21 protein-coding genes and 4 pseudogenes are annotated in these 23,868 nt (G+C 68.1%); 14 read left to right on the top strand and 11 right to left on the bottom strand.

The features are described from left to right. Positions 1 to 427: 427 nt before the first annotated feature. A complete protein-coding gene (locus tag EFK10_RS18730) occupies positions 428 to 1,705 on the bottom strand; it encodes a cytochrome P450 (protein WP_127356836.1) in 1,278 nt (425 codons plus the stop codon). A 49-nt stretch (positions 1,706 to 1,754) separates the two neighbouring features. Next, positions 1,755 to 3,368: an FAD-dependent oxidoreductase gene (locus tag EFK10_RS18725; RefSeq protein WP_127356835.1), complete on the bottom strand. Its 1,614-nt coding sequence runs from the start codon at positions 3,366 to 3,368 to the stop codon at positions 1,755 to 1,757. Positions 3,369 to 3,746: 378 nt separating this feature from the next. Here EFK10_RS18725 and EFK10_RS50385 point away from each other — a divergent pair. Beyond that, positions 3,747 to 3,887 (top strand): annotated as a pseudogene (locus EFK10_RS50385) ((2Fe-2S) ferredoxin domain-containing protein); the annotation flags it as partial. Positions 3,888 to 3,950: 63 nt separating this feature from the next. Here the strand turns inward: EFK10_RS50385 and EFK10_RS47505 are convergent. The 4 genes and pseudogenes from EFK10_RS47505 to EFK10_RS50380 form a co-directional block, all read right to left on the bottom strand. Further along, positions 3,951 to 4,121 (bottom strand): hypothetical protein, encoded by a 171-nt coding sequence (locus EFK10_RS47505; protein WP_164836048.1) that lies wholly within the window; start codon positions 4,119 to 4,121, stop codon positions 3,951 to 3,953. Between the two features lie 277 nt (positions 4,122 to 4,398). After that, positions 4,399 to 4,707, bottom strand: a complete 309-nt coding sequence (locus EFK10_RS48725) for a hypothetical protein (protein ID WP_206305503.1) — start codon at positions 4,705 to 4,707, stop codon at positions 4,399 to 4,401. Positions 4,708 to 4,795: 88 nt separating this feature from the next. Continuing rightward, positions 4,796 to 5,095: a hypothetical protein gene (locus tag EFK10_RS18710; RefSeq protein WP_127356834.1), complete on the bottom strand. Its 300-nt coding sequence runs from the start codon at positions 5,093 to 5,095 to the stop codon at positions 4,796 to 4,798. Positions 5,096 to 6,406: 1,311 nt separating this feature from the next. Continuing rightward, a pseudogene (locus tag EFK10_RS50380) lies at positions 6,407 to 6,589 on the bottom strand (alpha/beta hydrolase); the annotation flags it as partial. 257 nt (positions 6,590 to 6,846) lie between these two features. Between EFK10_RS50380 and EFK10_RS18700 the strand changes: the two are divergent. The 12 genes and pseudogenes from EFK10_RS18700 to EFK10_RS18640 all read left to right on the top strand — a co-directional run bounded on the left by EFK10_RS18700 (position 6,847) and on the right by EFK10_RS18640 (position 16,982). Further along, positions 6,847 to 7,980: a sulfite oxidase gene (locus EFK10_RS18700; RefSeq protein WP_164836047.1), complete on the top strand. Its 1,134-nt coding sequence runs from the start codon at positions 6,847 to 6,849 to the stop codon at positions 7,978 to 7,980. A gap of 47 nt (positions 7,981 to 8,027) precedes the next feature. Then, positions 8,028 to 8,195: pseudogene (locus EFK10_RS50375) on the top strand (YidH family protein); the annotation flags it as partial. A gap of 22 nt (positions 8,196 to 8,217) precedes the next feature. After that, a complete protein-coding gene (locus EFK10_RS18690) occupies positions 8,218 to 8,649 on the top strand; it encodes an SsgA family sporulation/cell division regulator (RefSeq protein WP_127356831.1) in 432 nt (143 codons plus the stop codon). A 216-nt stretch (positions 8,650 to 8,865) separates the two neighbouring features. Further along, positions 8,866 to 10,722 (top strand): hybrid sensor histidine kinase/response regulator transcription factor, encoded by a 1,857-nt coding sequence (locus EFK10_RS18685; RefSeq protein WP_127356830.1) that lies wholly within the window; start codon positions 8,866 to 8,868, stop codon positions 10,720 to 10,722. A gap of 213 nt (positions 10,723 to 10,935) precedes the next feature. Further along, positions 10,936 to 11,796: a class II fructose-bisphosphate aldolase gene (locus EFK10_RS18680; RefSeq protein ID WP_127356829.1), complete on the top strand. Its 861-nt coding sequence runs from the start codon at positions 10,936 to 10,938 to the stop codon at positions 11,794 to 11,796. Positions 11,797 to 11,800: 4 nt separating this feature from the next. Beyond that, positions 11,801 to 12,592 carry an HAD-IA family hydrolase gene (locus EFK10_RS18675; protein WP_127356828.1) on the top strand — a complete coding sequence of 264 codons (792 nt, stop codon included), beginning with the start codon at positions 11,801 to 11,803 and terminating at the stop codon, positions 12,590 to 12,592. A 23-nt stretch (positions 12,593 to 12,615) separates the two neighbouring features. Further along, positions 12,616 to 13,269, top strand: a complete 654-nt coding sequence (gene dhaL / locus EFK10_RS18670) for a dihydroxyacetone kinase subunit DhaL (protein ID WP_127356827.1) — start codon at positions 12,616 to 12,618, stop codon at positions 13,267 to 13,269. A gap of 210 nt (positions 13,270 to 13,479) precedes the next feature. Then, positions 13,480 to 14,475, top strand: coding sequence for a dihydroxyacetone kinase subunit DhaK (gene dhaK / locus EFK10_RS18665; RefSeq protein ID WP_127356826.1), 996 nt, complete (start codon positions 13,480 to 13,482; stop codon positions 14,473 to 14,475). A gap of 575 nt (positions 14,476 to 15,050) precedes the next feature. Continuing rightward, complete coding sequence (locus tag EFK10_RS18655; RefSeq protein ID WP_127356824.1) at positions 15,051 to 15,284, top strand: hypothetical protein; 234 nt, start codon at positions 15,051 to 15,053, stop codon at positions 15,282 to 15,284. Between the two features lie 473 nt (positions 15,285 to 15,757). Next, positions 15,758 to 15,943, top strand: coding sequence for a hypothetical protein (locus tag EFK10_RS18650; protein ID WP_127356823.1), 186 nt, complete (start codon positions 15,758 to 15,760; stop codon positions 15,941 to 15,943). A gap of 181 nt (positions 15,944 to 16,124) precedes the next feature. After that, the gene (locus EFK10_RS18645; protein ID WP_127356822.1) at positions 16,125 to 16,568 is read left to right on the top strand and encodes an anti-sigma factor antagonist; all 444 of its coding nucleotides are present in this window, start codon (positions 16,125 to 16,127) and stop codon (positions 16,566 to 16,568) included. A 9-nt stretch (positions 16,569 to 16,577) separates the two neighbouring features. Beyond that, complete coding sequence (locus tag EFK10_RS18640) at positions 16,578 to 16,982, top strand: NAD-binding protein (RefSeq protein ID WP_322973354.1); 405 nt, start codon at positions 16,578 to 16,580, stop codon at positions 16,980 to 16,982. Positions 16,983 to 17,332: 350 nt separating this feature from the next. On the opposite strand, the gene EFK10_RS18635 is transcribed toward EFK10_RS18640, so the two are convergent. From EFK10_RS18635 to EFK10_RS53305, 4 genes are all read right to left on the bottom strand, one after another. Continuing rightward, the gene (locus EFK10_RS18635; protein WP_240677306.1) at positions 17,333 to 18,034 is read right to left on the bottom strand and encodes an MIP/aquaporin family protein; all 702 of its coding nucleotides are present in this window, start codon (positions 18,032 to 18,034) and stop codon (positions 17,333 to 17,335) included. 203 nt (positions 18,035 to 18,237) lie between these two features. Next, positions 18,238 to 19,092, bottom strand: coding sequence for a hypothetical protein (locus EFK10_RS18630; protein WP_127356820.1), 855 nt, complete (start codon positions 19,090 to 19,092; stop codon positions 18,238 to 18,240). Beyond that, positions 19,092 to 19,691, bottom strand: coding sequence for a sigma-70 family RNA polymerase sigma factor (locus EFK10_RS18625; RefSeq protein WP_206305502.1), 600 nt, complete (start codon positions 19,689 to 19,691; stop codon positions 19,092 to 19,094). Before EFK10_RS18625 ends, EFK10_RS18630 begins: the two co-directional genes overlap by 1 nt. Positions 19,692 to 20,175: 484 nt before the next feature. Beyond that, positions 20,176 to 20,877, bottom strand: a complete 702-nt coding sequence (locus tag EFK10_RS53305; protein ID WP_407647098.1) for a VIT1/CCC1 transporter family protein — start codon at positions 20,875 to 20,877, stop codon at positions 20,176 to 20,178. A gap of 1,058 nt (positions 20,878 to 21,935) precedes the next feature. Here EFK10_RS53305 and EFK10_RS50370 point away from each other — a divergent pair. Continuing rightward, positions 21,936 to 22,720: pseudogene (locus EFK10_RS50370) on the top strand (transposase); the annotation flags it as partial. A 393-nt stretch (positions 22,721 to 23,113) separates the two neighbouring features. On the opposite strand, the gene EFK10_RS18600 reads toward EFK10_RS50370, so the two are convergent. After that, entirely contained in the window at positions 23,114 to 23,713 is a 600-nt protein-coding gene (locus EFK10_RS18600) for a cupredoxin domain-containing protein (protein WP_240677305.1), read from the bottom strand. Between the last annotated feature and the right edge of the window lie 155 nt (positions 23,714 to 23,868).

Genomic DNA, 23,868 nt, shown 5'->3' with positions numbered 1-23,868 from the left:
CACCCGTCAACGAAACCGACTAAACAAAGATCAACTGACGACCCGAGGGTCAGACTTCAACCGACGAAACTGGGTCAGAATTCAGCCGCCGCCGACACCTCGCTGACAGAGAAGCGTCCGCGTGCGGGGTCGTTGACCGTGCCGCTGCCGCTGCCGCTGCCGCTGGCGGAGACGACGACGGTGTGTCGACGGGTTCGGCGTAGGGGACGCGGCGGCCGTTGTAGGCCGTGTACCATCCCACGCTCCCGCTGGCACGTGTCAACTATCGCCCTTCAAGGCGCTGCGCAACACGCGGCGGCCGTGACGGTCGGCGCGACGAGGAGGCCGGCATGCATCACGGGTTCGCCGCGGGTGACGCCACAGGCGCCAACCGCGGCGAGCGGGGTCAGTGTGCGGCGGCATGTGGTCTGGCGTGTGCTGTGCATGGTCATGGTGGGCGGTGTTGCGCCGGGTTGACGCCGTCGATGTCGACGAGGAGGTGGCGAGGGCCTCGCAGGGTGGGATTCGGGCGGTAGGGCGGTGGGTCGGCGACGAGTCGGGGGTTCTTGAGTCGGCGCGCTAGCTCGGTGAGGGCAATCTGCGTCTCGGGACGGGCCAACGGTGCACCGAAGCAGTAGTGGATGCCGCCGCCGAAGCCCAGGTGCTCGTTGTGCTCGCGGTCGGGGTCGAAGCGGTCGGGATTGGGGACGCCGCCCGGGTCGCGGCTGCCGGCGGCGAGCACGAGGTTGACCGGTGAGCCCTTGGGGATGGTGGTGCCTGCGACCTCAATGTCGTCGAGGGCGTAACGGTTGGATAGGAACTGCACCGGTGGTTCGTAGCGCAGGAGTTCCTCGACCACCCGGGTGGCCAGATCGGGTTCGGCGCCGCGGCGCAGCCGGTCGAGCACCTCGGGGTGCCGCAGGAGGGTGAGCATGCCGTTGGTGATGAGGTTGACGGTTGTCTCGTGGCCGGCGACAAGGAGCAGGGCCGCGTTGCTGAGGATCTGTTCGTACGACATTGGCGCCTCGGGCCCGTCGCCGCTGAGGAGCCCGGAGAGCAGGTCGTCGCCCGGTTGGCCATGGCGGGCGTCGAGCAGCTCCGCGAAGTACTGGCCGAGGTCGGCGGTGGCCTTGGCGCGTCGGCGCTGCTGCTCCGCGATCCCTCCGGTGGACGGGTCGATGGCCTTGATGACCGCGTCGGACATTGCCTGGAACAGCGCTTCGTCCTCGCGAGGCACCCCCAGCAGTCGGCAGATCACCGTGACCGGGAAGGGGTAGGCGAAGTCGTCGACGATGTCGACCCGGGTCGTGCCCAACTGCTCCTTGCCTGTGAAGCCGTCGATCTCGCTCGTCACGATCTCGAGCAGGTCGGGAATCATGCTGTCGACGCGACCGGGGCGGTGGGGCGGTCCGAAGTTCCACGTCAGCTGGCGCCGGATTCGGTCGTGCTCGGGCGGGTCGGCTTGGATGACGTTGGGCGGGAGCTCGGCAGGGCCCTCTTCGGACGCCTGCGCCGGCGTGTCGGCGCCCAACTCAGGGAGGTTGCGCATTTCCGAGCTGAGCCGTGGGTCGTGAAGCAGAGCGACGATCTCCCGGTAGGTGCTCACGACATAGCTCCCGTCCTCCTCGCGCACCACGGGTGTCTTGCGCAGCTCGGCGTAGAGCGGGAACGGGTCGGCGCGGTGGGAGGGGTCGAGAATCTGCTGCCAGATGCTGGTCTGGGCCATGATGGGCGTCTCCCGCAACTCGGGGATCAGGGCGTGTGGTTGGGCTGGGTCACAGGTACGTTCTGCGGACCAACGTGGCCCGCCGCTCGCTGGGTCCATGGCCGGTCACCACGACGGTGGCCTGAGGGGTGGGCCGCTCTGGGACCTCGACCGCGACAGGGTGTGCGTCGGTGGGCTGGTCGACGGTGCTGAAGGAGGGCGGGAACGGCGCCGCCCGGTCGATCAACCCCGCATAGAACTCCAGCCACTTGGACTGGTTGAAGGCGACAGCCGCGGTGATCCGCCCGCGGTAGCCGTAGACGGCGATGAAGCGGCGCTCGTCCACCGAACCCTGGGCGATAACGACCTGGTCGGCATGGGTCGGGACGCCGACGGACTTGATCTCGGTGCCGAACTGGGTGGACCAGAACTCCGGTAGCGCAAGGTGCGGCCGGCGCTCGCTCTGGGAGCTGATCATGTTGTGCGCGGCGATCCCCGACTGGGCGACCGCGTTGCCCCAGTGCTCCAGGGCGAGGAACTGGTAGTCGTAGACGGGGTGTGGGCAGCGGGCCACGTCGCCTGCGACGAACACATCGTCGGTCACGACGCCGTTGACATCGATGGCACGGCACCCCGCATCGCACGCCACCCCCCAGACCCCGGCCGCCAGCCCCGACCCTTCCAGCCATTCGACGTTGCGGATGCTGCCGAGCGCGGCCACCGCCACATCGACGTCCAAAGTGCTGCCGTCCGACAGACGGGCTCGCCGCAACCGCCCGCTGTCATCGCCTTCCAGCGCCGCGACTCCAACGCCGCACCGCAGGTCGACCCCATGGTCGCGCTGCATCTGCGCCGCGACGCCGCCGATCACCGCGCCCAGTGCCCCGCCGAGAGGGACCTTGCCGCGCTCGAGGACGGTCACCGGCAGATCCAGCTCGCGGCAGGCGGAGGCGACCTCGGAGCCCATGAACCCGGCACCGATGACCAGCACCCGGCCAGGACCGGCTGCCAACCGCTGCCGCAGCCCATCCGCGTCTTCCGGGGTGCGCAGCGCGAACAGCCCATCAAGCCCGGCCTCTGCCTCGTTCGGCCACGGGCGCGCCCGCACCCCCGTGGCGATGAGCAACCGGTCGAATCCCACCTTCTCGCCGTCGGCCAGGAGCACCTGCTTGCCGTTCAGGTCAACCCCCGTGGCCGCGACTCCCAGCCGCCAGTGCGCGTCGACCTCGTCGCGGCGGGGCAGTGCGGTCCGCCGCGCCGGAACCTGGCCCATGAGGACCTGCTTGGACAGCGGCGGCCGGTCGTAAGGGAGATGAGGCTCGTCCCCGATCACGGTCAGCGAAGCAGTGAAGCCCTCCCGACGCAGCGTCGAACCAGCCACCAGCCCAGCCAGGGACGCCCCGACAATGACGATGCGCCCGGTGCGCTTGAACGCCTCCTCAGGGCCGGGGGCCGGCACGTGCGTTCCGCGCCCCGACTGCCTGTTCCGGGCGTCCTCACGGTCGAGGAAGATGGCCTGGACCGGGCAGGCCGCCGCGGCCCGCGCGATCTTCTCCCGCTGCGTATCGTCCGGATCGGCGTCGTACAGCAGCGCCTCGTCCCCCTGTATGGCGAACACATCAGGCGCGGCGAAGGCGCACTGTGCGTATCCCTGGCATCGTGTGAGATCGACGACGATCTTCATGTGGACGCCCCTTCCGAACCCTTCGGATCGGCCGTTTCGTCCCACCACCACGTGCGCACGCCACGGCCCACGCCACCGCGTTTGCTCTTTCAGTGCAGCACGGCACGCCGGAGACCGCATCCCGACGCGGACCGGCAGTTACGTTCCGGAGTCGTTGCGCACCGAATCCTGGAATTGCGCATTCACTGCGCATCGAGCGCCGACATTGCGCATCAGATCGCGGACCTACAGGTGGCAGCCGTGAGGTCGAGGGTCGGGACGGGGACCGTGGGTCCGGCCCCGGCACCAGGCCGCGATGGGCAGGTGGGGGAGAGGGCCTCTGGTCCGGCACGCCGGGATACGGAACCACGGCCGACTGTGCCCCGGGCCGCACCAGGCAATGACCCGGACGCGATTGAGGACATTACCGCCTGGGTGCGCGCCGGCGGCCCCGGCCTGGCCGAACCGCCCGGCGTTCTCGACCTGTATGCCTTCACTCCCTCGCGCCGCGTCCGTGAGGCGCTGCCGGGGGGCGAATAACAGCAGGGGCCGTGCGGGCGGGTCAAAGCCCGTACGGCCCCTGGCGCTGAGTCCGGCCGGGACTCAGTCGACGCTGCGGAGGATGTGCGACTCGGACGGGTCGTCCTCGTAACCGGCGAGGCGAATCGGCGCGGAGCGCGCCCACACGTCCAGATTGCGCACATCCCGCGGAGGGGCAGGGCGATCGTCGGGTTCTGGCGGGAGCTGCTCCCGCTGGGTCTGCTCTGGTGTCACCGCGAACTCCTTGTGTCGGGTGAACCGGGTCGCCCAGCGCGGCCGCTACTGGGGTGCCGAACGGCCCGGTGGGGCTGGAAAGGTCTGTTCGGACGCGGTGGCGCCGGAGGGCGGAACCGGGTGGGTGGCCATGGTCGCTGGCGCTTCCCCGGACCCCCACCTCGGCCCCTGCGCTGGGGCGTTCTTCGGAGGGCGTCCCAGGGTAGGACGCCCTCCGAAGAGGGTGCGGACGATGGCGTGGTCTTCTACGTCCCACTCCATGGCCAGCCTCGATTGATCAGCGGCCGTGCGTGAAGCTGCGGTAGTGGCCGTACCCGTAGCTACGGTAGTGGCTGTACCCGCGGTACCCGCTGTAGCCGCCGTGGCCGTAGCCGCCACCGCTGTGGCCGTAGCCGCCGTGGCCGTAGCCGCCTCCGCCGTACTGGTAGGCGGTGGGCATGACCGACGTGGTGACGTTGGATGCGGCGGTGTGGGTGGCTGCCGCGGGCGTGGCCGCCTCGGCAGCACCGGCGCCGATCAGTGCCAGCAGGGGGGCTGCAATCGCAGCGACGGCCAGTCGGCGAACCCTAGGGGTCTTCGCGAACATAGTGGTTGTTCCTTCCAAGGATTGTGAGTGGTGATCAGCGGACCCGAACAGCCGGGTCCTTGTGCTTCGGTTGCCCAGCGGCGATTGATCAGCGGCCGTAGCCGTAGCCGCCGTAGCCGCCGTAGCCGCCGTAGTTGCCGTACCCGCCGTAGCCGTAGCCGCCGTAGCCGCCGTAACCGCCGTAGCCGCCGTAGCCGCCGTGGCCGTAGCCGCCTCCGCCGTACTGGTAGGCGGTGGGCATGACCGACGTGGTGACGTTGGATGCGGCGGTGTGGGTGGCTGCCGCGGGCGTGGCCGCCTCGGCAGCACCGGCGCCGATCAGTGCCAGCAGGGGGGCTGCAATCGCAGCGACGGCCAGTCGGCGAACCCTAGGGGTCTTCGCGAACATAGTGGTTGTTCCTTCCAAGGATTGTGAGTGGTGATCAGCGGACCCGAACAGCCGGGTCGGTGTGCCCCGGATCCTGCGCGAAGCCCGGGCACGGTGTGCCGGTGCGTATTGCGGACTCGCAACAGCGAGTCATGATCCGGCAGTCAGTGCCGCTCAAGCAGGCTGCCAACTAGGAGGCAACCGGGGGGCTGGAGGTCGAAAACCAGGGGGTCAAGCCCACGATGACCACCTCCGCCTTTCGGTTGAACGTTGAACCTGACTAATACGACATTACGCCCAGCTTGGAACAAGTCAAGTGATAGATGAAAAATATTTTTAGAACCAGTCTATGTTTGCAGGGTTTCGCTGCGGGGGAGACGGCCTGCTCGCGTGTGTACGGGAGTTGACTAACCGTCATTTGCCTGCCGCACCAGGAGGCCCGCACCGGCCGGGGTGCTGCCGTCGGTCGCGCCATGGAGCCAAGGTGGACACACGGGTGCGGGCAGACATGGCACCGACGGCTGCACGTTCTGCGCTGTGTCCGAGAGTTGCACGGCGCCCAGGGGACCGCCCGCCAGGCAGCCGGCTTCGCTGCGTGTGCCGGCCCAGGCTCAGCTTTTCGCGCACTCGGCATCTGGACTGGGATCAGGTCGGGTTCACGTGTTCACGTATGCCGCTGTTCATGGTCCTCAGGTGGCGCTGTGGCGTGCTTGGACGGCCTTCGGGCAGGTATTCGGGTTCGGATGAGGCTGCGTTCACATGTTCACGAGCCCGACCTCTCGGTGGGCGGCCGCGGGGTTGCGGACGGGCGCATCGGCGCGGACCTGGCGCGGCCCGACACGAAGTCGTCACCACCGAACCATCCAAAAGCGGGTAAGAACGGCATCTGCGGACTCCCGGTGAGTCCGAGCGACGCCTCCTCCGGCAAGGGGTGCCGCTGGCCGCATCCTGCAAGACCAACGACCCCGACGTGCACACTGCCGGAACACCGGAACATGTTTCCATGTACAGACTCAAGAGGGAGCATCCGTCCTTTATGCCCGTATAGAAGTATTTTTTCACATCCTGGAACAGGAACGCACTGCCACACAGCTTCACTGGGTCTGACCTGGCGTGACATGCTCACCCGGTTCCAGAACGGCCTCACGCTTGTCCGGTTCGAGTCGGGCGAGGCCCATCCCCCGCAGCTTGACGACCACGCTTTCGTCATCGCATTGGGCGCCGCGGCGTACGCAGGGCACGCAGAGGATCGCCGTCCACCGTGATGACCGGAAGAGAACCGAGCGAAGCGGCGCAGATGGTGCCCGTGCACCTCGTCCGAGACCGCCGGGGTCAGCTCGTGGCGCGTACGGCATCGAGAATGAGGTCCGCGACGGCCCTCGGCCGGGACATGGGGACGGTGTGCGACGTGCCTTCCTCCTCGGTGGTGGTTGCGCCGGCGCGGTTGGCGCCGAAGCGCGCGACCTCGGGGTTGATCGCCTGGTCAGCGGTGGACGCCAGCGTCCAGGACGGCTTGGGGGAGGTTCTCTTGAAGGTCTTGTTTGCGCTGTAGGCAGGGCTGCGTCGTTTTCGCGGATTGTCCGGGTTGATCAGGTGAGTGCGACCTGTCGGCTGTGAGTACGGAACCGACCTGCGACGAAGAGTCTCAGCTCACGGCGCACCGGATCGCCGGCTGACAGGGCCGAGCCATAGACCCGGGTTATGCGTCCATCGGCGGTTGGCGTCTACTGGATCTCGGTAACAGCGCACAGCGTGGTCCTATGACCACATCGATGAGCGCCCAGATCGCGACGGCAGCTACTTCCGCAACCGGTCGCAAGGACCGCAACGACCGCAAAGTCGTCAAACCCACCCCCGCGGAGCTGATGGAGGACACCGGTACGGGCCTGGACTACGGGACCCGACCCGACCGTATGCCGGGCTATCTCACCCCGACCGATCGCTTCTACATCCGCAGCCATGCGCCCACTCCGCACGTGGATGCGGCGACGTGGACACTTCACGTCGAGGGCCAAGGGGTGCACAAACCGATCGCCTACACCTACGACGAACTGTGGAAGCGCTTTCCGCTGGTCTCTGTGGTTCGCACGATTGAGTGTGCGGGTAACCGCCGTGTGTTGTTCGGTGAGGAAATCGGGCGCACGTTCGATGGCACTCAATGGGGGCGCGGTGCGATCGGTACCGCTGAGTGGACCGGCGTTAGGCTACGCGACCTGCTCGGACCGGCCGGAATCACATCCGGTGCATGCGAGGTCATGCCGGAAGGGCTCGACGAGATCCGGGCCCGCCTGCCGGTGCCGCTGGCCAAGGCGTGCGCCGACGACACCCTGGTCGCGTTGGCCATGAACGGCGAGGTGCTCCCGGCTGATCACGGATTCCCGGCTCGCCTTGTGGTGTCCGGGTGGCTCGGTGCGGCCAGCATCAAGTGGCTGGGTCGGATCGAAGTGTCTGAAGAGCACCTGTACGTGCCCTGGAACACCGTGGATTACGTGCTGATCGGCCCGAACTTCCCCGCGCATAAGCCCGCACGTGGCCCGGCGATCACCGCGCTCACGGTGACGAGCATGGTGGAGCTGCCCTGGCCGGCGAAGCTACTGCCGGAACCGCAGATGATCCGAGGACGAGCGTTCGCGGGAGAGAACCGGATCGCGACGGTCCGGTACCGCATCGACGACGGGCCTTGGCAGGACGCGCTGATCACTTCTCCGGTAGCGCCGGGGGTGTGGGTGCGCTGGCAGTTCAGCTGGAATCCCGTACCCGGCGAGCACACACTCCGGGTGCGCGCCACCGATGACCAGGGCAACACTCAACCAGACGTCTCGCCGTGGAATGAGCTGGGCTATCTTCACCAATCGGTACTGGCGCATCCCGTGCGCGTCGAATCCCGGGCGCGGCACGGTCGATGAGGCCAGGCCCGCCGTCCAACCCGGCGCGCTGGAAGCGACATGAGCTCATGAACCTTGCCGACCAGGAACGACAACCCGAGCCGGCCGACGACGAGCAGGAGCCGGACTCCCGCGTCACGCTCGCCAAGGAGCGCACCTTTCTCGCCTGGATCCGCACCGCGCTCGCGGTGATCGCCGGTGGCGTCGCCGTCACCCAGCTAGATGAAGGAATACGTGCCCACCGGAGGGGCCCCTGCCATGCTCACCGACATCGACCGCACCGTGCGGGTCCGAATCCTTGCCCCCGGTTCCGGGGATCAGGACACGACCGCCGTCCTCCGCTATCACCGTGAGGATCCGCTCGCCGTCTACCTGACCTTCCCCGCCTCCGTCTCCCTCGACGGAACCGACGTCACCTGGACCTTCGCCCGCAGTCTCCTCACCGCCGGCCTCCGTGCCCCCTCCGGCGACGGCGACGTCCACATCTGGCCCTACGACCCCGGCCACACCATGATCGAACTGCGCGGGCGAGAAGGCATCGCCCTCATCGACCTCGTCATGGCCGACCTCCACACCTTCCTCTCCCGCGCCTACGAAGCCGTCCCCGCCGGCCAGGAGGTCCACCACCTCGACGTCGACGCCGCGCTCGCCGCGCTGCTGGACGACGACTGGCTGCTGGACGACGACTGAAGGTCCCCCACCGCGCCTTTTTCGGAATCGGGGGACTGTAAGTCGAACGGCTCTGGCATGAACGCGGCGGTGACGTGGCGTCGTCTACGAGAGCAGTATTCGCTGCCGGAGCAGGGGAAAGCCGGCTCGGCCATACATCTGCCGCTTGGTCCGACCGCAGGGTGAATCGTCATGCCGCAGCTACCATGATTTATATGGATATCTGAGGACGGGCTTATGACTGATGCCAGCCAGGCGATGACTGCGTCCTGGGGCCACTCCGCCGATGACGGTGATATGGCGAACGCCCCCGGCGATCGGGGCGGGACCGTGCGGGCCGGCCCGCACGCGCAGGTTGACGCACTCAGCGGCGCCGTCGAGGATCTGGCGGGACAGTTCGCGCTGCAGCCGCTGTTGCATCGCATTCTGCGCAGGGCCGTGAGCCTTCTCGGAGCCGGGGCGGGATCGATCAGTACGGTCGATGAGAAGGCGGGCACGTACCGCAAGGAAGCAAGCCTCGGCGTCGGATGCCAGGAGGGCAGGATCTTCCCGCTGGCGGAGGGGGCCACCGGAGCGGTCGTCGCGCACCGGGGGCCGCGCGTCTTCGACAGCTACAGCGAGGTGCGCGGCGGTCATGTCGATGCGGCGGACCGCGACCGGCTGCACGCCACCGTCGCCGTCCCCATCGAATGGCGGGGCGAGATCATCGGGGTGTGCGTCGTCTTCAGTACCGATCCCGCCACGCGGTTCGACAAGGAAGATGTCGAACTGCTCAATGTCTTCGCCAAGCACGCCGCCATCGCGATCGCCAACGCGCGCCTGCACCGGGAGGCCGAGGAACGCGCCCGCCGGCTCGCCGTCAGCGCTGAGCGGGAACGAGTCGCACGCGATGTGCACGACACCATGGCCCGCGCACTCGGGACGATCCTGCTGCACATGGACGCGCTAGACGTCCCCGACCAGGCCCCGCGGCTGCACGCGGCTCGGGCGGCCGCTCGTGCCGCGCTGGTGGAGACACGCCGTACGGTGCTCGGCCTCGGCCCGTCCCTGCTGGAGCTGCACTCCCTCGACGACGCCATCGCCGCCGAACTCGCCTGGGTACGTTCCACGGCCTCGATCCGCACGGACCTGGTTGTCACCGGCGACAGTCCGCAGCTGGACCCCGATGTCGGCGCCCATGCCCTGCGGATGGTGCAGGAGGCGCTGACCAATGTCGTCGCCCACGCCGGCGCCGCCCAGGTGCGGGTGGGTGTGATGTACGGAGCCGACGAGGTCACGGTGGTCGTCGAGGACGATGGCCGCGGCTTCGACCCCGCGGACGTGGCCGTGCGACGCACCGGCCTCGGCCTGACGGGCATCGTCGCCCGCGCCCGTCAGCTCGGCGCCGATCTGCGTATTGAATCCACACCCGGCTGGGGCACCCGCATCCGGGTCCGGATTCCGTACGCACCGGAGGGCGAGAACCACGAGGTCGGTGAGGGGGCGCCGTGGCGCGTCCTCGTCGTCGACCCGCGGCCTGTCGTCAGGGCCGGGCTGGTGCGGCTCCTCGACCGGGCGGAACCGGAGATCCAGGTCGTGGGCGAGATCGCCGACGCGCGGGAGGCCGTTGACGCCGTACGGGTCCTGGATCCGCATGTCGTGCTGCTGGACCTGCGGATGCCCGGACTCGACGGTGCCAGGCTGACCTCCTACCTACGGTCGGCCAGGCCCGGCACGGCGGTGCTGGTGATGACCGACGACCTGAGCGACCCGCTGCTGCCCGAGGCTGTGCACGCCGGGGCGCGCGGCTGCGTCGGATCGGACCTGGATGGCCCCGCGCTGGTCCGCGCCGTGCTGGCGGCCACACGTGGCGATGTGCTGCTCACCGAGAGCGTCCTGCGCGGCTTCGCCGACCGTGACCAGCCGAAGCAGGATCCCCTCACCGAACGAGAGAGGGAGGTGCGGGCGCTGGTGGAACGAGGTCTGCCGGACAAGAAGATCGCCACCGCCCTCGGCATCTCGGTCAAGACCGTCGAGAAACACGTCGGCGCCGTTCTCCGCAAGACCGGGGCGCCCAACCGCACCGCACTGGCCCACCGAGCGGTGCGGCACTGATGCGGCACTGACGCGATGACGTCCGGGGACGGAGTGGGGGGGGCGAGCCGGCAGACGGGAGAGGGGTGGGGGATTCCCTACCGGGAGATGGGGAGAACCCCGGCTGAGCTGTGTGGGACGTCCGGCTAACGTCAAAAGAGTCCGACGAGCCCGGCCCGCACGGGCCATGATCTACGCGCCCGACCCTCACCGAGTCCGATCCCAGGAGGCCACGTGCCTGTCGTGCCCCTGACCGACATTCTGTCCGACGCCTTCGACAAGCGTTATGGCGTACCGGCCATCAATGTGTTCAACGACCTCACCTTGGAGGGGGTTCTCGCGGCCGCGGTGGAGAATTCCTCGCCGCTGATCGTGCAGACGTCCGTGAAGACGGTGAAGTCCATCGGCAGCGATGTGCTCTACGCCATGTGGACATCGATGACGGCCGGCATCGAGGTGCCCGTCTCGCTGCACCTGGATCACTGTCCGGAACGCGCGGTCATCACCGAGTGTCTGGAGCGCGGCTGGAACTCCGTGCTGTTCGACGCCTCGCATCTGCCAGTGGAGGAGAACATGCGGCAGACGGTCGAGGTCGTCGCGGAGGCCCGTCGCTACGGAGCCCATGTCGAGGGCGAGATCGAGTCCATCACGGGCGTCGAGGACGGCGTCGGCAGTGACGAGGTGGCCGCCCAGCAGGACCTGGACGTGGCGCTGAACTTCCTCGATGTGACCGGCGTCGACGTGTTCGCGCCCGCGATCGGAAATGCCCACGGCTCTTACAAGCGGGAACCCGTACTCGACTTCGACCGCGTCTCCGCCATTGTCGAGGCACACCCGCTGCCGATCGCCCTGCACGGCGGCAGCGGCCTGTCCGACGAGCAATTCCGCAATCTGATCGCCCGGGGATGCGCGAAGGTCAATATTTCGACCGCTCTGAAAGAGACATTCATGAAGTCGAATCTGGCCTTCCTCGAAGCGACCGCGAAGAAGCAGAAGTGGGACCCGCCGTCCCTGTTCAAGGCTGTTGGTCAGGACGTCATCGAGATGACCGGCTCGCTCATGACGCTCTTCGGCAGCGCCGGCCGGGCCAGGTGAGACGGTGCCCGCTCTCATCTTCGACTGCGACGGCGTTCTCGCCGACACCGAACGCTACGGCCATCTGCCCGCGTTCAACCAGACGTTCGAGGAATTCGGCCTGCCCGTCCGGTGGAGCGACAGCGACTATGCCGAGAAGGTGAAGGTCGGTGGTGGCAAGGAGCGCATGAAGACGCTTCTGACCCCTGAATTCATCGCCGAGGCCGGGCTGCCCGCCGACCCGGGCGCCTTGGATGAGCAGGTCGCGCGGTGGCACCGGCGCAAGACCGAGATCTACACAGCGATCATCGCCGGCGGCACCATCCCGCCCCGGCCGGGCGTGCGGCGGATCATCGAGGAGGCCGCCGGCGCCGGATGGACCCTGGCGGTCGCATCGACCTCGGCGGAGCAGTCCGTACGCAGTGTGCTCGAACTCGCCGCAGGCCAGAAACTCGCCGAGCGCTTCAGTGTGTTCGCCGGTGATGTCGTGCCACTCAAGAAGCCCGCCCCGGACATCTACGAACTCGCCGTGTCCCGGCTCGAACTCGACCCCGCGGAGGTCCTGGTGGTGGAGGACAGCCACAACGGGATGCGTGCAGCGCTGGCCGCAGGTCTGGGGTGCGCCGTCACGACCAGCGCCTACACCCGGCACGAGGACTTCACCGGGGCGCTGCTCGTCGTGTCGTCACTGGGGGACCCCGCGCCGGACGAGACGGTCACCGAGGTGCTCAGCGATCCCTACGGCGCCAACCCGAGCCCTTACGTCCGCCTCGCCCATCTGGAACTCCTGCTCGCCGCCGCACCCGGCAAGAAGTGACGTACAGGCCAGTGAGGAGCGACATGTCATCGACAACAGCCAGTGATCTCGAGTTCGTCGTCCGGACGATCGCACAGACCGCGGTCGACAACGAACGCGAGTTCAGCGAACTCGACGCGGTCGTGGGCGACGGGGACTTCGGGTTCTCGCTCGCGCGCGGCTTCGAGATCGTCATCGCCGACTGGGATTCCTTCGACCGTAGCTCCCCGTCGACGTTCCTGAAGAAGATCGCCCTGGTGATCTCCAAGCGGGTCGGCGGTACCTCAGGACCGCTGTGGGGCACCGCGTTCCTGCGGGCGGCCGGGGCCTTGGGCGACAAGACCGAACTGACCGCCGAAGACGCGGTCGCCGTGCTGCGCGCCGCCGCCGAGGGCATCAAGGCGCGCGGCAGGTCCGATCTCGGCGACAAGACGCTGCTGGACGCGCTGATCCCGATGACCGACGCGCTGGAGAAGGAAATCCACGCCGGCGACGACCCGGCGAACACCTCTGCCGGTCTGGCCAGGATCGCGGCGACGGCGGCCCGTACCGCCGCGGACGCGACCAGCACGATGCAGGCGATGCGAGGCCGCCCGAGCTACACCGGCGAGCGCAGCATCGGCTCACCGGACGCCGGAGCGGTGGCGATAGCGGTCATGGCGGAACGCATCGCCGACGAATGGGCTGCGCGCGGGTGACGTGCCGCACCGCGATCGCCGTCCTGCGACCGCCGCACCGTGACCGCCGCACCGCGAGTGCCGGCGCCCGCACATGGCCGGCCGAAGTCATGGCCTGTCCGGAATCTGTCGCACGGACGCCCCGGACATCCGCTTGAACCTGACGTGCCTGCCCGAGCCCGGATTCGATTCCGTCTCCCGTGCTCAACGTGAAGACCTAAGGAGTGACCGATGAAGAAGTTCGTCAACGACCCGAAGGACTTCGTTCCCGAGATGCTGGAAGGGCTGGCGCTGGCCAACCCCGACACGCTCCGGTACGTCCCCGAGTACAACCTGATCATGCGCGCCGACGCCCCCATGACGGACAAGGTCTCCATCGTCCAGGGATCGGGATCCGGACATGAGCCGGCCCACGTCATGTCGGTCGGCAAGGGGATGCTTGACGCAGCCTGTCCTGGTGACATCTTCGCCGCACCGCCCACCGACTACGTCTACGAGACGGTCAAGATGGTGGCGTCCCCCAAGGGTGTTCTGCTGCTGGTCAACAACTATACGGGTGACCGCATGGCCTTCGAGATGGCCCAGGAGCTCTCGGAAGCCGACGGAGTCACCGTCCGTACGCTGTTCATCGACGACGACGTCTCCGTACAGGACTCCACCTACACGGTCGGCCGCCGCGGCGTGGCAGGGAACTTCTTCGTGATGAAGGCTGTCGGCGCGGCGGCGGAACGCGGCGCCGACCTCGACGAGGTCTACCGGATCGGCGAGAAGGTCAACTCCGTCACCCGCACCATGGGCATGGCGCTCACCGCGTGCACCCCGCCGGCCAAGGGTTCTCCGCTCTTCGATCTGCCCGATGACGAGATCGAGATGGGTGTGGGCATCCACGGCGAGCCGGGCCGGCGGCGCGAAAAGCTGCGGCCGGCCAAGGAGATGGTGCACGAACTCGTCAACGCCGTTGTCGAGGACCTGCCCTTTACCTCGGGTGACGGTGTGGCGCTCATGGTCAACGGCCTCGGCGGCACCCCGCTCAGCGAGCTGTACTTGGTGTACGGGCTGGCCCACAAGGAACTCGCGGGGCGCGGTATCGAGGTACGGCGCAGCTATGTGGGCGAGTACTGCACCTCGCTCGACATGGCCGGTGCCTCCATCACCCTGGTCAAGCTGGACGACGAGATCACCGATCTCCTCGAAGCCCCCGCCGAGATCCCGGCCCGCGTGTTCTGACACCTGCCCGCCAAGCGCCGGTCGACCGATCCGGACGGCCGCCGTTCCACTACTAGGCCGGGCCGAACCCGCCGTCCCATGCGCCCCTACGGGCGCCCATCGGTGCCGACAGCCGTGGCCGTCGGCACCGATTGCAGGCTGGGCACGTCGCCGGCGGTGCGGGGGCCGGGCACCACGGCCGTGCCTGCGGGGTCGAGGTGAGATTCCATGTCGAGCTCGAGCCGACCGTATGGGTTGACGTGGGGCCAGAACAGCGGGGGGACAGGGCCCTCCGGTCGGCGCCGGTGAAGCGGCCGGCCCATTCCGCGTCGGCGCGGATCTGCTGCAGCAGCAGGTGCCCAACATCCAGGGTCAGGCCCGTCGCGGTCCTGGGTCTGCTCGGCCGTGTGGGGACGTCGGTCCGGCCCGCTTCGCGGAGCACACCGGTACAGTGCCGGCTGCCAGCGACGTTCTTGGCCTGCGCCCATGCGGGTGATTGCGCTCGCCGATACCGCTGGTCGCCTTGCTTCGGCATAGGCCCGGCTCCAGCCTCGTAACGTCCAAGGCACCGTACACAGCGCGAGGAGCAACCGACGATGGCGGTATGCGAAGTCTGCAGCAACGACTACGAGATGGCGTTCGAGGTACGTGCGGCGGGAGTGGTTCACGTCTTCGACAGCCTGGAGTGCGCGGCCCAGCGGATCGCTCCGGTCTGCGAAAACTGTCAATGCCGGATCCTCGGGCACGGCGTTCAGTCAGACGGCCGGTTCTTCTGCTGCGCACACTGCGCACGGCAGCAAGGCCACGCGAAGCTCGTCGACCACGCTTGAGGAGTGAAGATCAGGCGTTCGAGGTACCGGCGGGTGGGCGGGCCGGTGCGTTTGCCGTGTGACCCGCCACGCGCCTTTTCAGGGCCTGTCGGCCCTCAGGGCGATTTCGATGTGCGGCAGCGGAAGCATCTGAGGCCCAGCCAGAGCCCTACAACGCCGTAGAGCTGCGCGCGCCGACGATGCGGTACACCTTCGTCGCCGCGCGCGGTGCGCCCCGCACGGGTGCGTATCCGGTGCGCGCACCGCCGCACCGCGTGTGCGCGACCGGAACCACCCCGCCACCAGCACATATACCTGGAACCTCCAGCACTGGGCGTTCGGGTAGGCACTGGGTCGGCTGCGCACTGGCCTCGGAGCGGGGGGCGGAGCCGGGGTCATCGCCGTGCCGGTCCCGGAAGTCGTCCCCCGTGCCGTTCCCGGCAGCCGGACAGCAGTGCGGCCCTGGCGCGATCAAGTGCGTTGCTGAAGCACCCATGATCGACAGCAAGGCCGTGAAGTTGAGTGTGCTGGATGACGCTGTGTGCGTCGAGTCCCTGTCCGTGTCGTCCGGCTTCCGGTCCGATTTCTACGACTGCATGACCTCCCGTGCGGACGCCCCGTTCGAACTGACCGACGCGTCGCTGTGCGCCGACGGACCGGTCAAGTCGCTGGTCGACTGACGCTCACGCCCGACGGAGTGCAGGGACGGGGGAGCTGTGCAGTCGGTTGGGCCGGGCTTCACTCGTATGGGTGGAATTGTGACGTCCTGTCACGTTTCTGCTGTGGTGCCCGACTCTATGGTGGGGGCGTCGCCCGAGACCTCGGTGGCTGTCCGATTGCCGCCTGCAGGACGGGACTGCCATGCGCGACGACGCTCTACCCACCGCCTTGGACAAGGCTTCCTCCCCACTTGGGGCCTTGCTGTTGCCGTGCCAGAATGCGCGCACTCACGTAGTGGACGGTTTCACCGTGGTGGAGTTCCACGGCGACATCGACCTGGCCACGGTTCCCGAGGTCAGGGCGCATCTGGACGCCGCAACTTTGCCGTTGCGCCCGCAGGTGATCGTGGACCTGCGGCCAGCGCTCTTCTTCGACTGCTCCGCCCTGTCGCTGATGTGCCGCGCCCGCCGGCGGGTCTTGGAGCGGGCCGGCTCCCTGGCTCTGGTCTGTACCCGTCCATGGCATCTGCAGGTGTTGGAGATGGCCGGCCTGAGCGCTGCTTTCCGTACGGTCGCTACGGTGGAGGACGCCCGCGCCGACGCACTGCGGAACCAGGAAGAACCCATCGTTTCCCGGTCTGTGTGACGTTCAGCGATAGGTGCCATCTCCGAAGAGTCGCGTCTGGTCAAGCTGTGCCACAACCTGTTGCTCGGCATGATCACCGAGGCGCTGGTCGAGGTGACCGCGCTCGCCGAGAAAGGCGGGGTGCCCAATCGGTCGTTCATCGATTTCATCAATGGTTCGGTGCTCGGCTCCACGTTCATCCGGCACAAGGCCAAGCCATCGTCGACCGGGACTACGCCCCAACGTTCAACAACAAGATGCTGCGCAGAGGTCGTCGACGATCCGCTTCTTCCACGGTCTGCGATGTTCGCCCACCTCGCCAAGGGTGCCGCCGTGCACAGCAGGGACCACATTGCCTCGTCCGGCGACTACGTCCGTGAGGGACGCCGCAACGCCTTCGACCCGGGAGAATCTCACCCGATGCCAGTAACGTAAGAGTCTCGCTGTCCGTGATGGTCATGGTTTGGGGGCCAGTCCAGCGGTTTTCCGAATGCAGCGAAGCTCCTCGTCTACGACTGGTGATTGTCGAGATCAACCAGTCGTAGACGAGGAGCTATTCTCGCGCCCTGGCCGGCCTTCCGGCTCCGGAGGCGAGCCGTACGGCGGACAGTCCAGGGCGGGCGTCACGGGGCCTGCCCGGCCGGGCCGTGAGGTCCCGGGCCGGTGACTTGTGGTGAGCGCCGCCTTGAACCCCCAGAGACGACTTCGGCCACAGCCATCGATGAGCGGCGGCGAGGCCGCTCCCCGCCGCAAGGGCCGGGAGCGGCCGTACGCACAGTGCGGGGTTACTTGTCGGCGGGGTTGAGCGCCCGGAAGGCAACTCCCGCGACGGCACCGGCAACAAGTTCGGCCACCAGGTAGACCCACAGGTTCGGCCAGGCGAACAGGTGCATCACGGAGCCACCGATAGCCACGGCCGGGTTGAACACGCCGCCGGAGATCCCACCGACCGCGAAGGCTCCCGCTGTGACGGTGAAACCGATCGCCAGGCCGTAGAAGCCGTTGTGGGAGTGGTCCTTGCTGGTGGCGACATTCAGCACGACATACGCCAGGGCGAAGGTGAAGAGCATCTCCACCACCAAGGCGGCCGCCAGGTTGTGCCCGGACAGCGACAGGGTCTTGACCGGTGTCGCCGGGGTGACGACGGACCGTACGATCACCGCGGCCAGCACGCCGGCGACGACCTGCGCGATCCAGTAACCGACCGCATCACGTATCCCGATCCGCCCCCGCACCAGCGCTGCCATGGTGACCGCGGGGTTGTAGTGGGCACCGGAGATGTGCCCACCGGCGTACACCATGATCATGAGGGAGGCGCCGATGGCCAGTGGGGCGAGCGGGCTGCCGCTGTACACACTGGAACCGACCGTGAAGACCAGGAAGAACGCCCCGATCAGCTCAACGGCGTACTTCCGGACCGCCGACGGCTCCACCTCCTCGACCGGGGCGGTGACCATCGCTGTCGCTTCATCGTACGAGACGGACATCTCAGTTCCTTCCGTTTCTGCGGCCCGCCGGCCGCATCCGCTGGCCCGGCATATCCGGACATCAGGCGGTATGCACCACGGGTAGTCGCTAGTCACGGCTCATGAGTTCCCGGCTGGTCGTTGTGACGTGTGTCATATGGTCGGCGCTCCACGGCGGCGCACGCATGACAGGCGCGGGCGGGTGCGGCATACGGGTGACGGGATCAGGCGATGCGGTGCGCCGTGTGGTCGTCCTCGGCGCTCTGTGTGCCGTCGTCCGTGGGCGCGGTCCGCAGCCGCACTCGTGCATACCTGTGGGCGGTGTTCCAGGCCCCGCTGCGGGTCGGCGGCTGCACGAACCCGGCGGGGGCCGGCAGCAGTCGGCGTAGTCCGAGTGCGCGCCGCAGGGCCTGCCGGCGCAGCGGACGTTGCGCCGGGTCGTCGGTGCCCCCTGCTGGGCCCCTGGCCAGCACCGCCAGAAGCACGGCCCCCACGACGGTGATCAGGTGCGGTGTCTCGGCGCGCAACGTGGTGTAGCCGCTCGCGGTGTCCACCAGGTCGATCAGCATCAGGAAACCGGCCGCCACGCCCACCACGGGCAGCATCGCCCTGGCCCAGACCGGGCGCGCCGCCGCGGCCAGCAGGGCCACGGCGAGGGTGATGTTGAACCCGGCGAGTTCCCGTGCCGCCTGCAGGGACACCCCGGCTCCCGCCCGGCCGACCAGCGCGGGAACGATGATCACCGTGTGGGCGAGAGCCGTTGCCGCCAGGGCGCCACGCACCAGCCGAGCGGTGCGTTTGCGCCTTATGGAAGGGCGGTCCGCCAGGACAGCCGCCACTATGCGTTCTGTGTTGTCGGGTGCAGATGGCGGGGGCGTCAGGCGGGCGTGCCGGGTCACCAGATGAGCTGATTCCCGCCACTGCCAGCACTTGTGGCAGTCGGCCATGTGGGCGTCCAAGTCCCCCTGGGTACAGGGCAACGCCTCACCGTCGAGGAGGGCGGAGAGCGCCTCCCTGGCGGTGCCGCAGTCCATCCCGGCGGGGTTCTGCCGGTCCCTGGTACCGCTTCCCGTTGTCATCACTCGTTCACCCCTCTCTTTGGCGTCCGTCCCCGGACGAAGGCACTTGACAGCCGTTTGGAATCCGTCAGATGCGACAGGTCCCCGGGCCTGGCACGTGCGGTGGGGGCCCGCCTCCGCAGGGGTGAAGCCGCCCGGTCCGCGTTCAGTGCCTCGATGAGGTCGGCTCGGGCCCGCGCGACGCGGGACCGGATCGTCCCGACGGGGCAACTGCACACTCGCGCCGCCTCCTCGTAGGACAGACCGATGAGCTGGGTGAGAACGAAGGAGGTGCGCCGATCGGTGTCGAGATGGGAGAGCAGCGTCTGCACCTCGACCTGCCCGGCCACGTCGGCGACCACGGCCTGTTCACGGTGCTGGTCGATCAACCGGAGCTCGCGGCGGCGTTCCCGGACGCGGGACCGCAGTTCGTCCATGCAGGTACGCCGGGTGATGGACAGCAGCCACGTTCGTGCGGAGGACTCCCGTCTGAAGGACTTCAGGGAACGGAAGGCACGCAGGTACGTCTCCTGGGCCAGGTCGTCGGCGGACTCGGGGTCGACCAGGTGTGCGCAAAGGGACCACACCTCCTTGCGGCTGAGACGGATGAACTCCCTCATCGCAGCCTGGTCGCCGCGACACGCGGCGCTGGCGAAACCGGTCAGTTCGTCCATGGGACGGCCGCGTTCAGATGCGGGTGACGGCAGCGTGGACACCGGGTACGGGTGGCATCGCACCAGGCGCCTGGCCCGACCGGGCCGTGGAGAGGCGAGCCGGAATGGTCGAGTCGCGGTGACAACGCTGGGTCATGGTCTTCCTCGGCTTCCATTGGCCACGTGGCCGCGGGGGCGGAGCGGACCGCTCATGCCCACGCACACCCTGGTGGTCGTACGAGTGGAGTGATAACTTCCGGCGACTCTGCCGGGACGGTGGTGACGTCCGTCACGCCCCGATCGGGGATCCCTGGTCTGCTTCTCGCGATCGGGCGGGAGGTCAGGTCACCCGATGCATCTGGCCGGGGCGCATGGCCCGCGGAGGCCGCTGACCCGGCCTGGCGCCCAGGTCAGCGACCGGTCCCCCAACCGGCCTCCGTGACCCTCCTGGTCAGACGGCTCCATGGCCGATCACGTGGCCGATGCCGTAAACGATGATCGCGGCGCCTCCACCGACCAGGAGCTGTCGGGCTCCCCCGCGCAGCGGTGCCTTTCCGTTGACCAGCCCCAGGACGGCGCCGACGGTGAACAAGGCGGCGGCGGCCAGGACGACCGCGGTGACCAGCGCGGCGGTGCCGCCACCGAACAGGAACGGCAGGACGACCACCAGGGCGCCGAGCGCGAACGCGAACAGACTCGACACAGCCGCCGACCAGGGCGATCCGAGCTCCTCGGGATCGAGCCCGAGTTCCTCGCGGGCCATCGTCTCCAAGGCGGTGTCCGGGTTCTTGATAATGGTCGCGGCCACGCGCTCGGCCTCCTCAGCCGGCATGCCCTTCGCCCGGTAGATCAGCGCGAGTTCCTCGGCCTCCCCTTCCGGGTCCTCGCGCAATTCCTCGGCCTCCAGCGCGATCTCGCGCTCGTAGGACTCCCGCTGACTGCGTACCGACACATACTCCCCGGCAGCCATCGAGAACGCACCGGCAAGCAGCCCCGCCACCCCCGCGAACAGCACGGCGGTGCGGGCGGCGCCGGCCCCGGCGAACCCCATGACCAGGGACGCGTTGGAGACCAGGCCGTCGTTGACGCCGAAGACCGCGGCACGCAGCGCGCCGGACCGGTCACTGCGGTGCCAGCGCTCGCGGCGGGCGATACCACGGCCGCCCTCGGCCGGACCAGCCCGGCCGCCGTCCTCGCGCAACCTGGACAGCACACGAGCATGCGAACGCTCATCAGCCGCCATCCCCGCTGTGGCATCCGGATCACCCTCATACAGTCCGGCGTCGGCACGCTCGGCACGCTCCACCAGCGGCAACACCGCATCGACGGAAAACCGGCGCGCCAGCCAGGACAGCAGACGGGTCCGCAGGTCCACGCCTCCGGGTTCGGGGACGGGTTCACCCAGCGCGGCGAGCTTGCCCGCCCAATGAGAAGCGTGCCGCTCCTCCACAGCGGCCAGCTCCAGGAAAATCTGCCGCCGGTCGCCGTCCGCACCGGCCGCCAGACCGCGGTAGAGAGCAGCACTGCGCCTCTCCGCATCCAAAGCAGCCCGGAAACGGGCAGCGGACTGCCCGCCCCCACCGGCGCCGGCCACGGCCGTATCAACGGCCCCGGCGCCTGATGCTCCGGTGCCTGGGGCCTTGGTGTCTTGGGCTTCGGTATCTTGGGCTTCGGTGTCTTGGGCTTCGGTGTCGCGGGTCGGGATGCTCATGGACCGTTCTCCCGTTGTAGCTCATGTGGAGCGTCAGGACCCCCCATCCTGATTTGACCACATCCAGAATTAGACTCCGTCCAGGCTACTGCCCTCCGGCCGTAAACGGAATATTTCCGTCCCCACCCAATGCCGATCCGGAACCACCGACCCCCCCGAACACTGGGAGGCGCACCTGGCGGATCCCCCCCGAACTAGAGGGTGCGGCGTTGTCAGAGCTGAGAGCTACCGCCAGAACCCAGCGGGCGGTGGGTGGGTTCTCCGCCGTGGGATCCCCGATCGAGGGCAGCTTCGCGGCAGCCAGTCGTAGCGCACGGGCCCTTGGCCCCGCCCCCGCAGGACAGGAACTCCCATGCTTCGTCCGGGGCGCCGATCAGCAGGTGGTCGATGCGCTCGCTCCCGGCCGGGGCTTGACCTGCTGGGACTAGGGCCTGTTTGGAGTCGTGATCAGTCGGCCTGGTTTGGGCCCGTGGGCCAGGCCGGGGTGGTAGAACGCTGTTGTGACGCGACGCGAACTGAGCGACGGCGAGTGGAAGTTGATTGAGCCGTTCCTGCCGATCGGGCAGTACGGCCCCTATCCGCAGCATCTGCGCGAGCAGTTCGAGGGCGTCATCTGGCGGTTCCGCACCGGCGGCCAGTGGCGGGAGATGCCGCGGGAGTTCGGGGCCTGGCAGACGGTCTACGCTTCACTCGCCCAGTGGCGCGACGCCGGTGTGTTCACCGCGCTGATGGAAGGGATGATCGCCGAGGCTGCCCGGCGGGGCCAGGCGGACCTGTCCCTGGTCAGTGTGGACTCCACGGTGGCCCGCGCGCACCACGACGCGGCCGGGATGGTGGTCGATCCGGAGGTCCTGGCGGCGCTGGAGGAGGTCGCGAAGGAGGAAAAGGGGCGGCGGAACCCGGGCAAACCGCCCGGGTAACGGTTGATTCGCAGGCACAGGAGGAGGAACGGGCCGAGCGCCGGCGGCTGCGGCGGCGGCGCCGAACACGGCTCAAGGTTGCGGCGCTTGGACGCTCGCGGGGCGGGTTGGCCAGCAAGGTTCACCTCGCGGCGGATCGCCGGTGCCGCCCGCTGTCGTTCGTGCTCACTGCCGGGCAGGCTGCCGACAGTCCCCGGTTCGTTGCGGTGCTGGGGGAGATCAAGGTGCGCGGGCCAGTCGGTCGTCCGCGCACCCGTCCCGACGCGGTCGCCGCCGACAAGGCGTACTCCTCGCGGGCTAACCGCGTCTACCTGCGCAGACGCGGGATCAAGGCGGCGCGGTCAGCGCGCGGCCGAGGTAGACGGGTTACCCGAAGCGTGGGTGAACGCCGACATGAAATCACCAGCTAGACAGGGTGATTCACCCCGCACCCTTTGCGTCGGATTTCTCACGGATGTTCCCCAACCCCCAACCCCGCCACGTGATCAGAACTCCCAACAGGCCCTAGGGGACCGCGAGGACGTAGCTGACTCCGGCTTCCTCCGGTGTGCGGCGGAAGCGTAGGCAGCGAACACCCCGATTTGGCAGTTCTCGGTACGGCCGGCCTTCTCCCAGCTCGGAGACTTCATCGTCTACAAGGCCAGGCGCGCCGGCGTGCCCGTGGTCTTCGTCGAGTTGAGAAGAACTCGACACTGCGCTCTCGCCGATGAGTTCGGGGCGGGAGTTTGAGTTGCAGTGTGAGGGCCTCCCTGGGGTTCTCACCTCACGGTGACCATGCCATGCATGGACGGGTGAAACGTGCAGATGTAGGAGAAGCTTCCGGCCGACGTGAAGGTGTGGCTGTAGCTGGCGCCTTGGTTGAGCGTTGGCGACTGCAGCGGGCCCCCGCGCACGTTATGTGGGGCGGAATCGTTGTTGGTCCAGGTCACCGTGGTGCCGCGGCTGACGGTCAACGACGCAGGCGAGAACGCGAAGTTGGCGATCGTCACGCTCTGTGTGGCGGCGGGTGCCCTCGGGACACTGACAGCGGCCGGCGCGGTCACGGCTGTCGAAGATGATGCAGAGTGCACCCCCGAGCCGTCGCCGCTCCAGGCGCCAATGGTCGCGAAACCCAGCGCGGCGGTGGCGGCCACCAGCAACTTTGTAATCCGCCGGCGTTGATAGTTGCTTGCTGTATTCATACCTGTTCTGCGTGTCATGATGTCGACCCATTCATTGCTTCTGCGGGCCCGCGCACGACCCACCAGATGCGGGTCACGCACCCAGGCAGTTACCAACATACTCCGGCGAATCAGCCCGATACAAGAAAATAACTCGCCAATGTAATTCTCTACGTCGTCAGCGGCTTCGAGATACACGGAATTCTTGGAGTTTTCCAACCCACACCAGGTTCGGGGTGGGGTCGGGGAAAGTGACAGGGCCCTTGCAAAGTTGAATTCCTCTGACGTTTCCGCTGGTCATCGGCGGATGCCGAGGAGGTCGAGTGGGGCGGTGAAGGGCTCGTAGGACAGGT

It is taken from the genome of Streptomyces soli (genome assembly GCF_003999195.1).
GTDB classification, from domain to species: Bacteria; Actinomycetota; Actinomycetes; order Streptomycetales; family Streptomycetaceae; genus Actinacidiphila; species Actinacidiphila soli.
The sequence above is the reverse complement of the archived record's forward strand: the minus strand, read 5'-3'. Positions and strand labels throughout refer to the sequence as shown.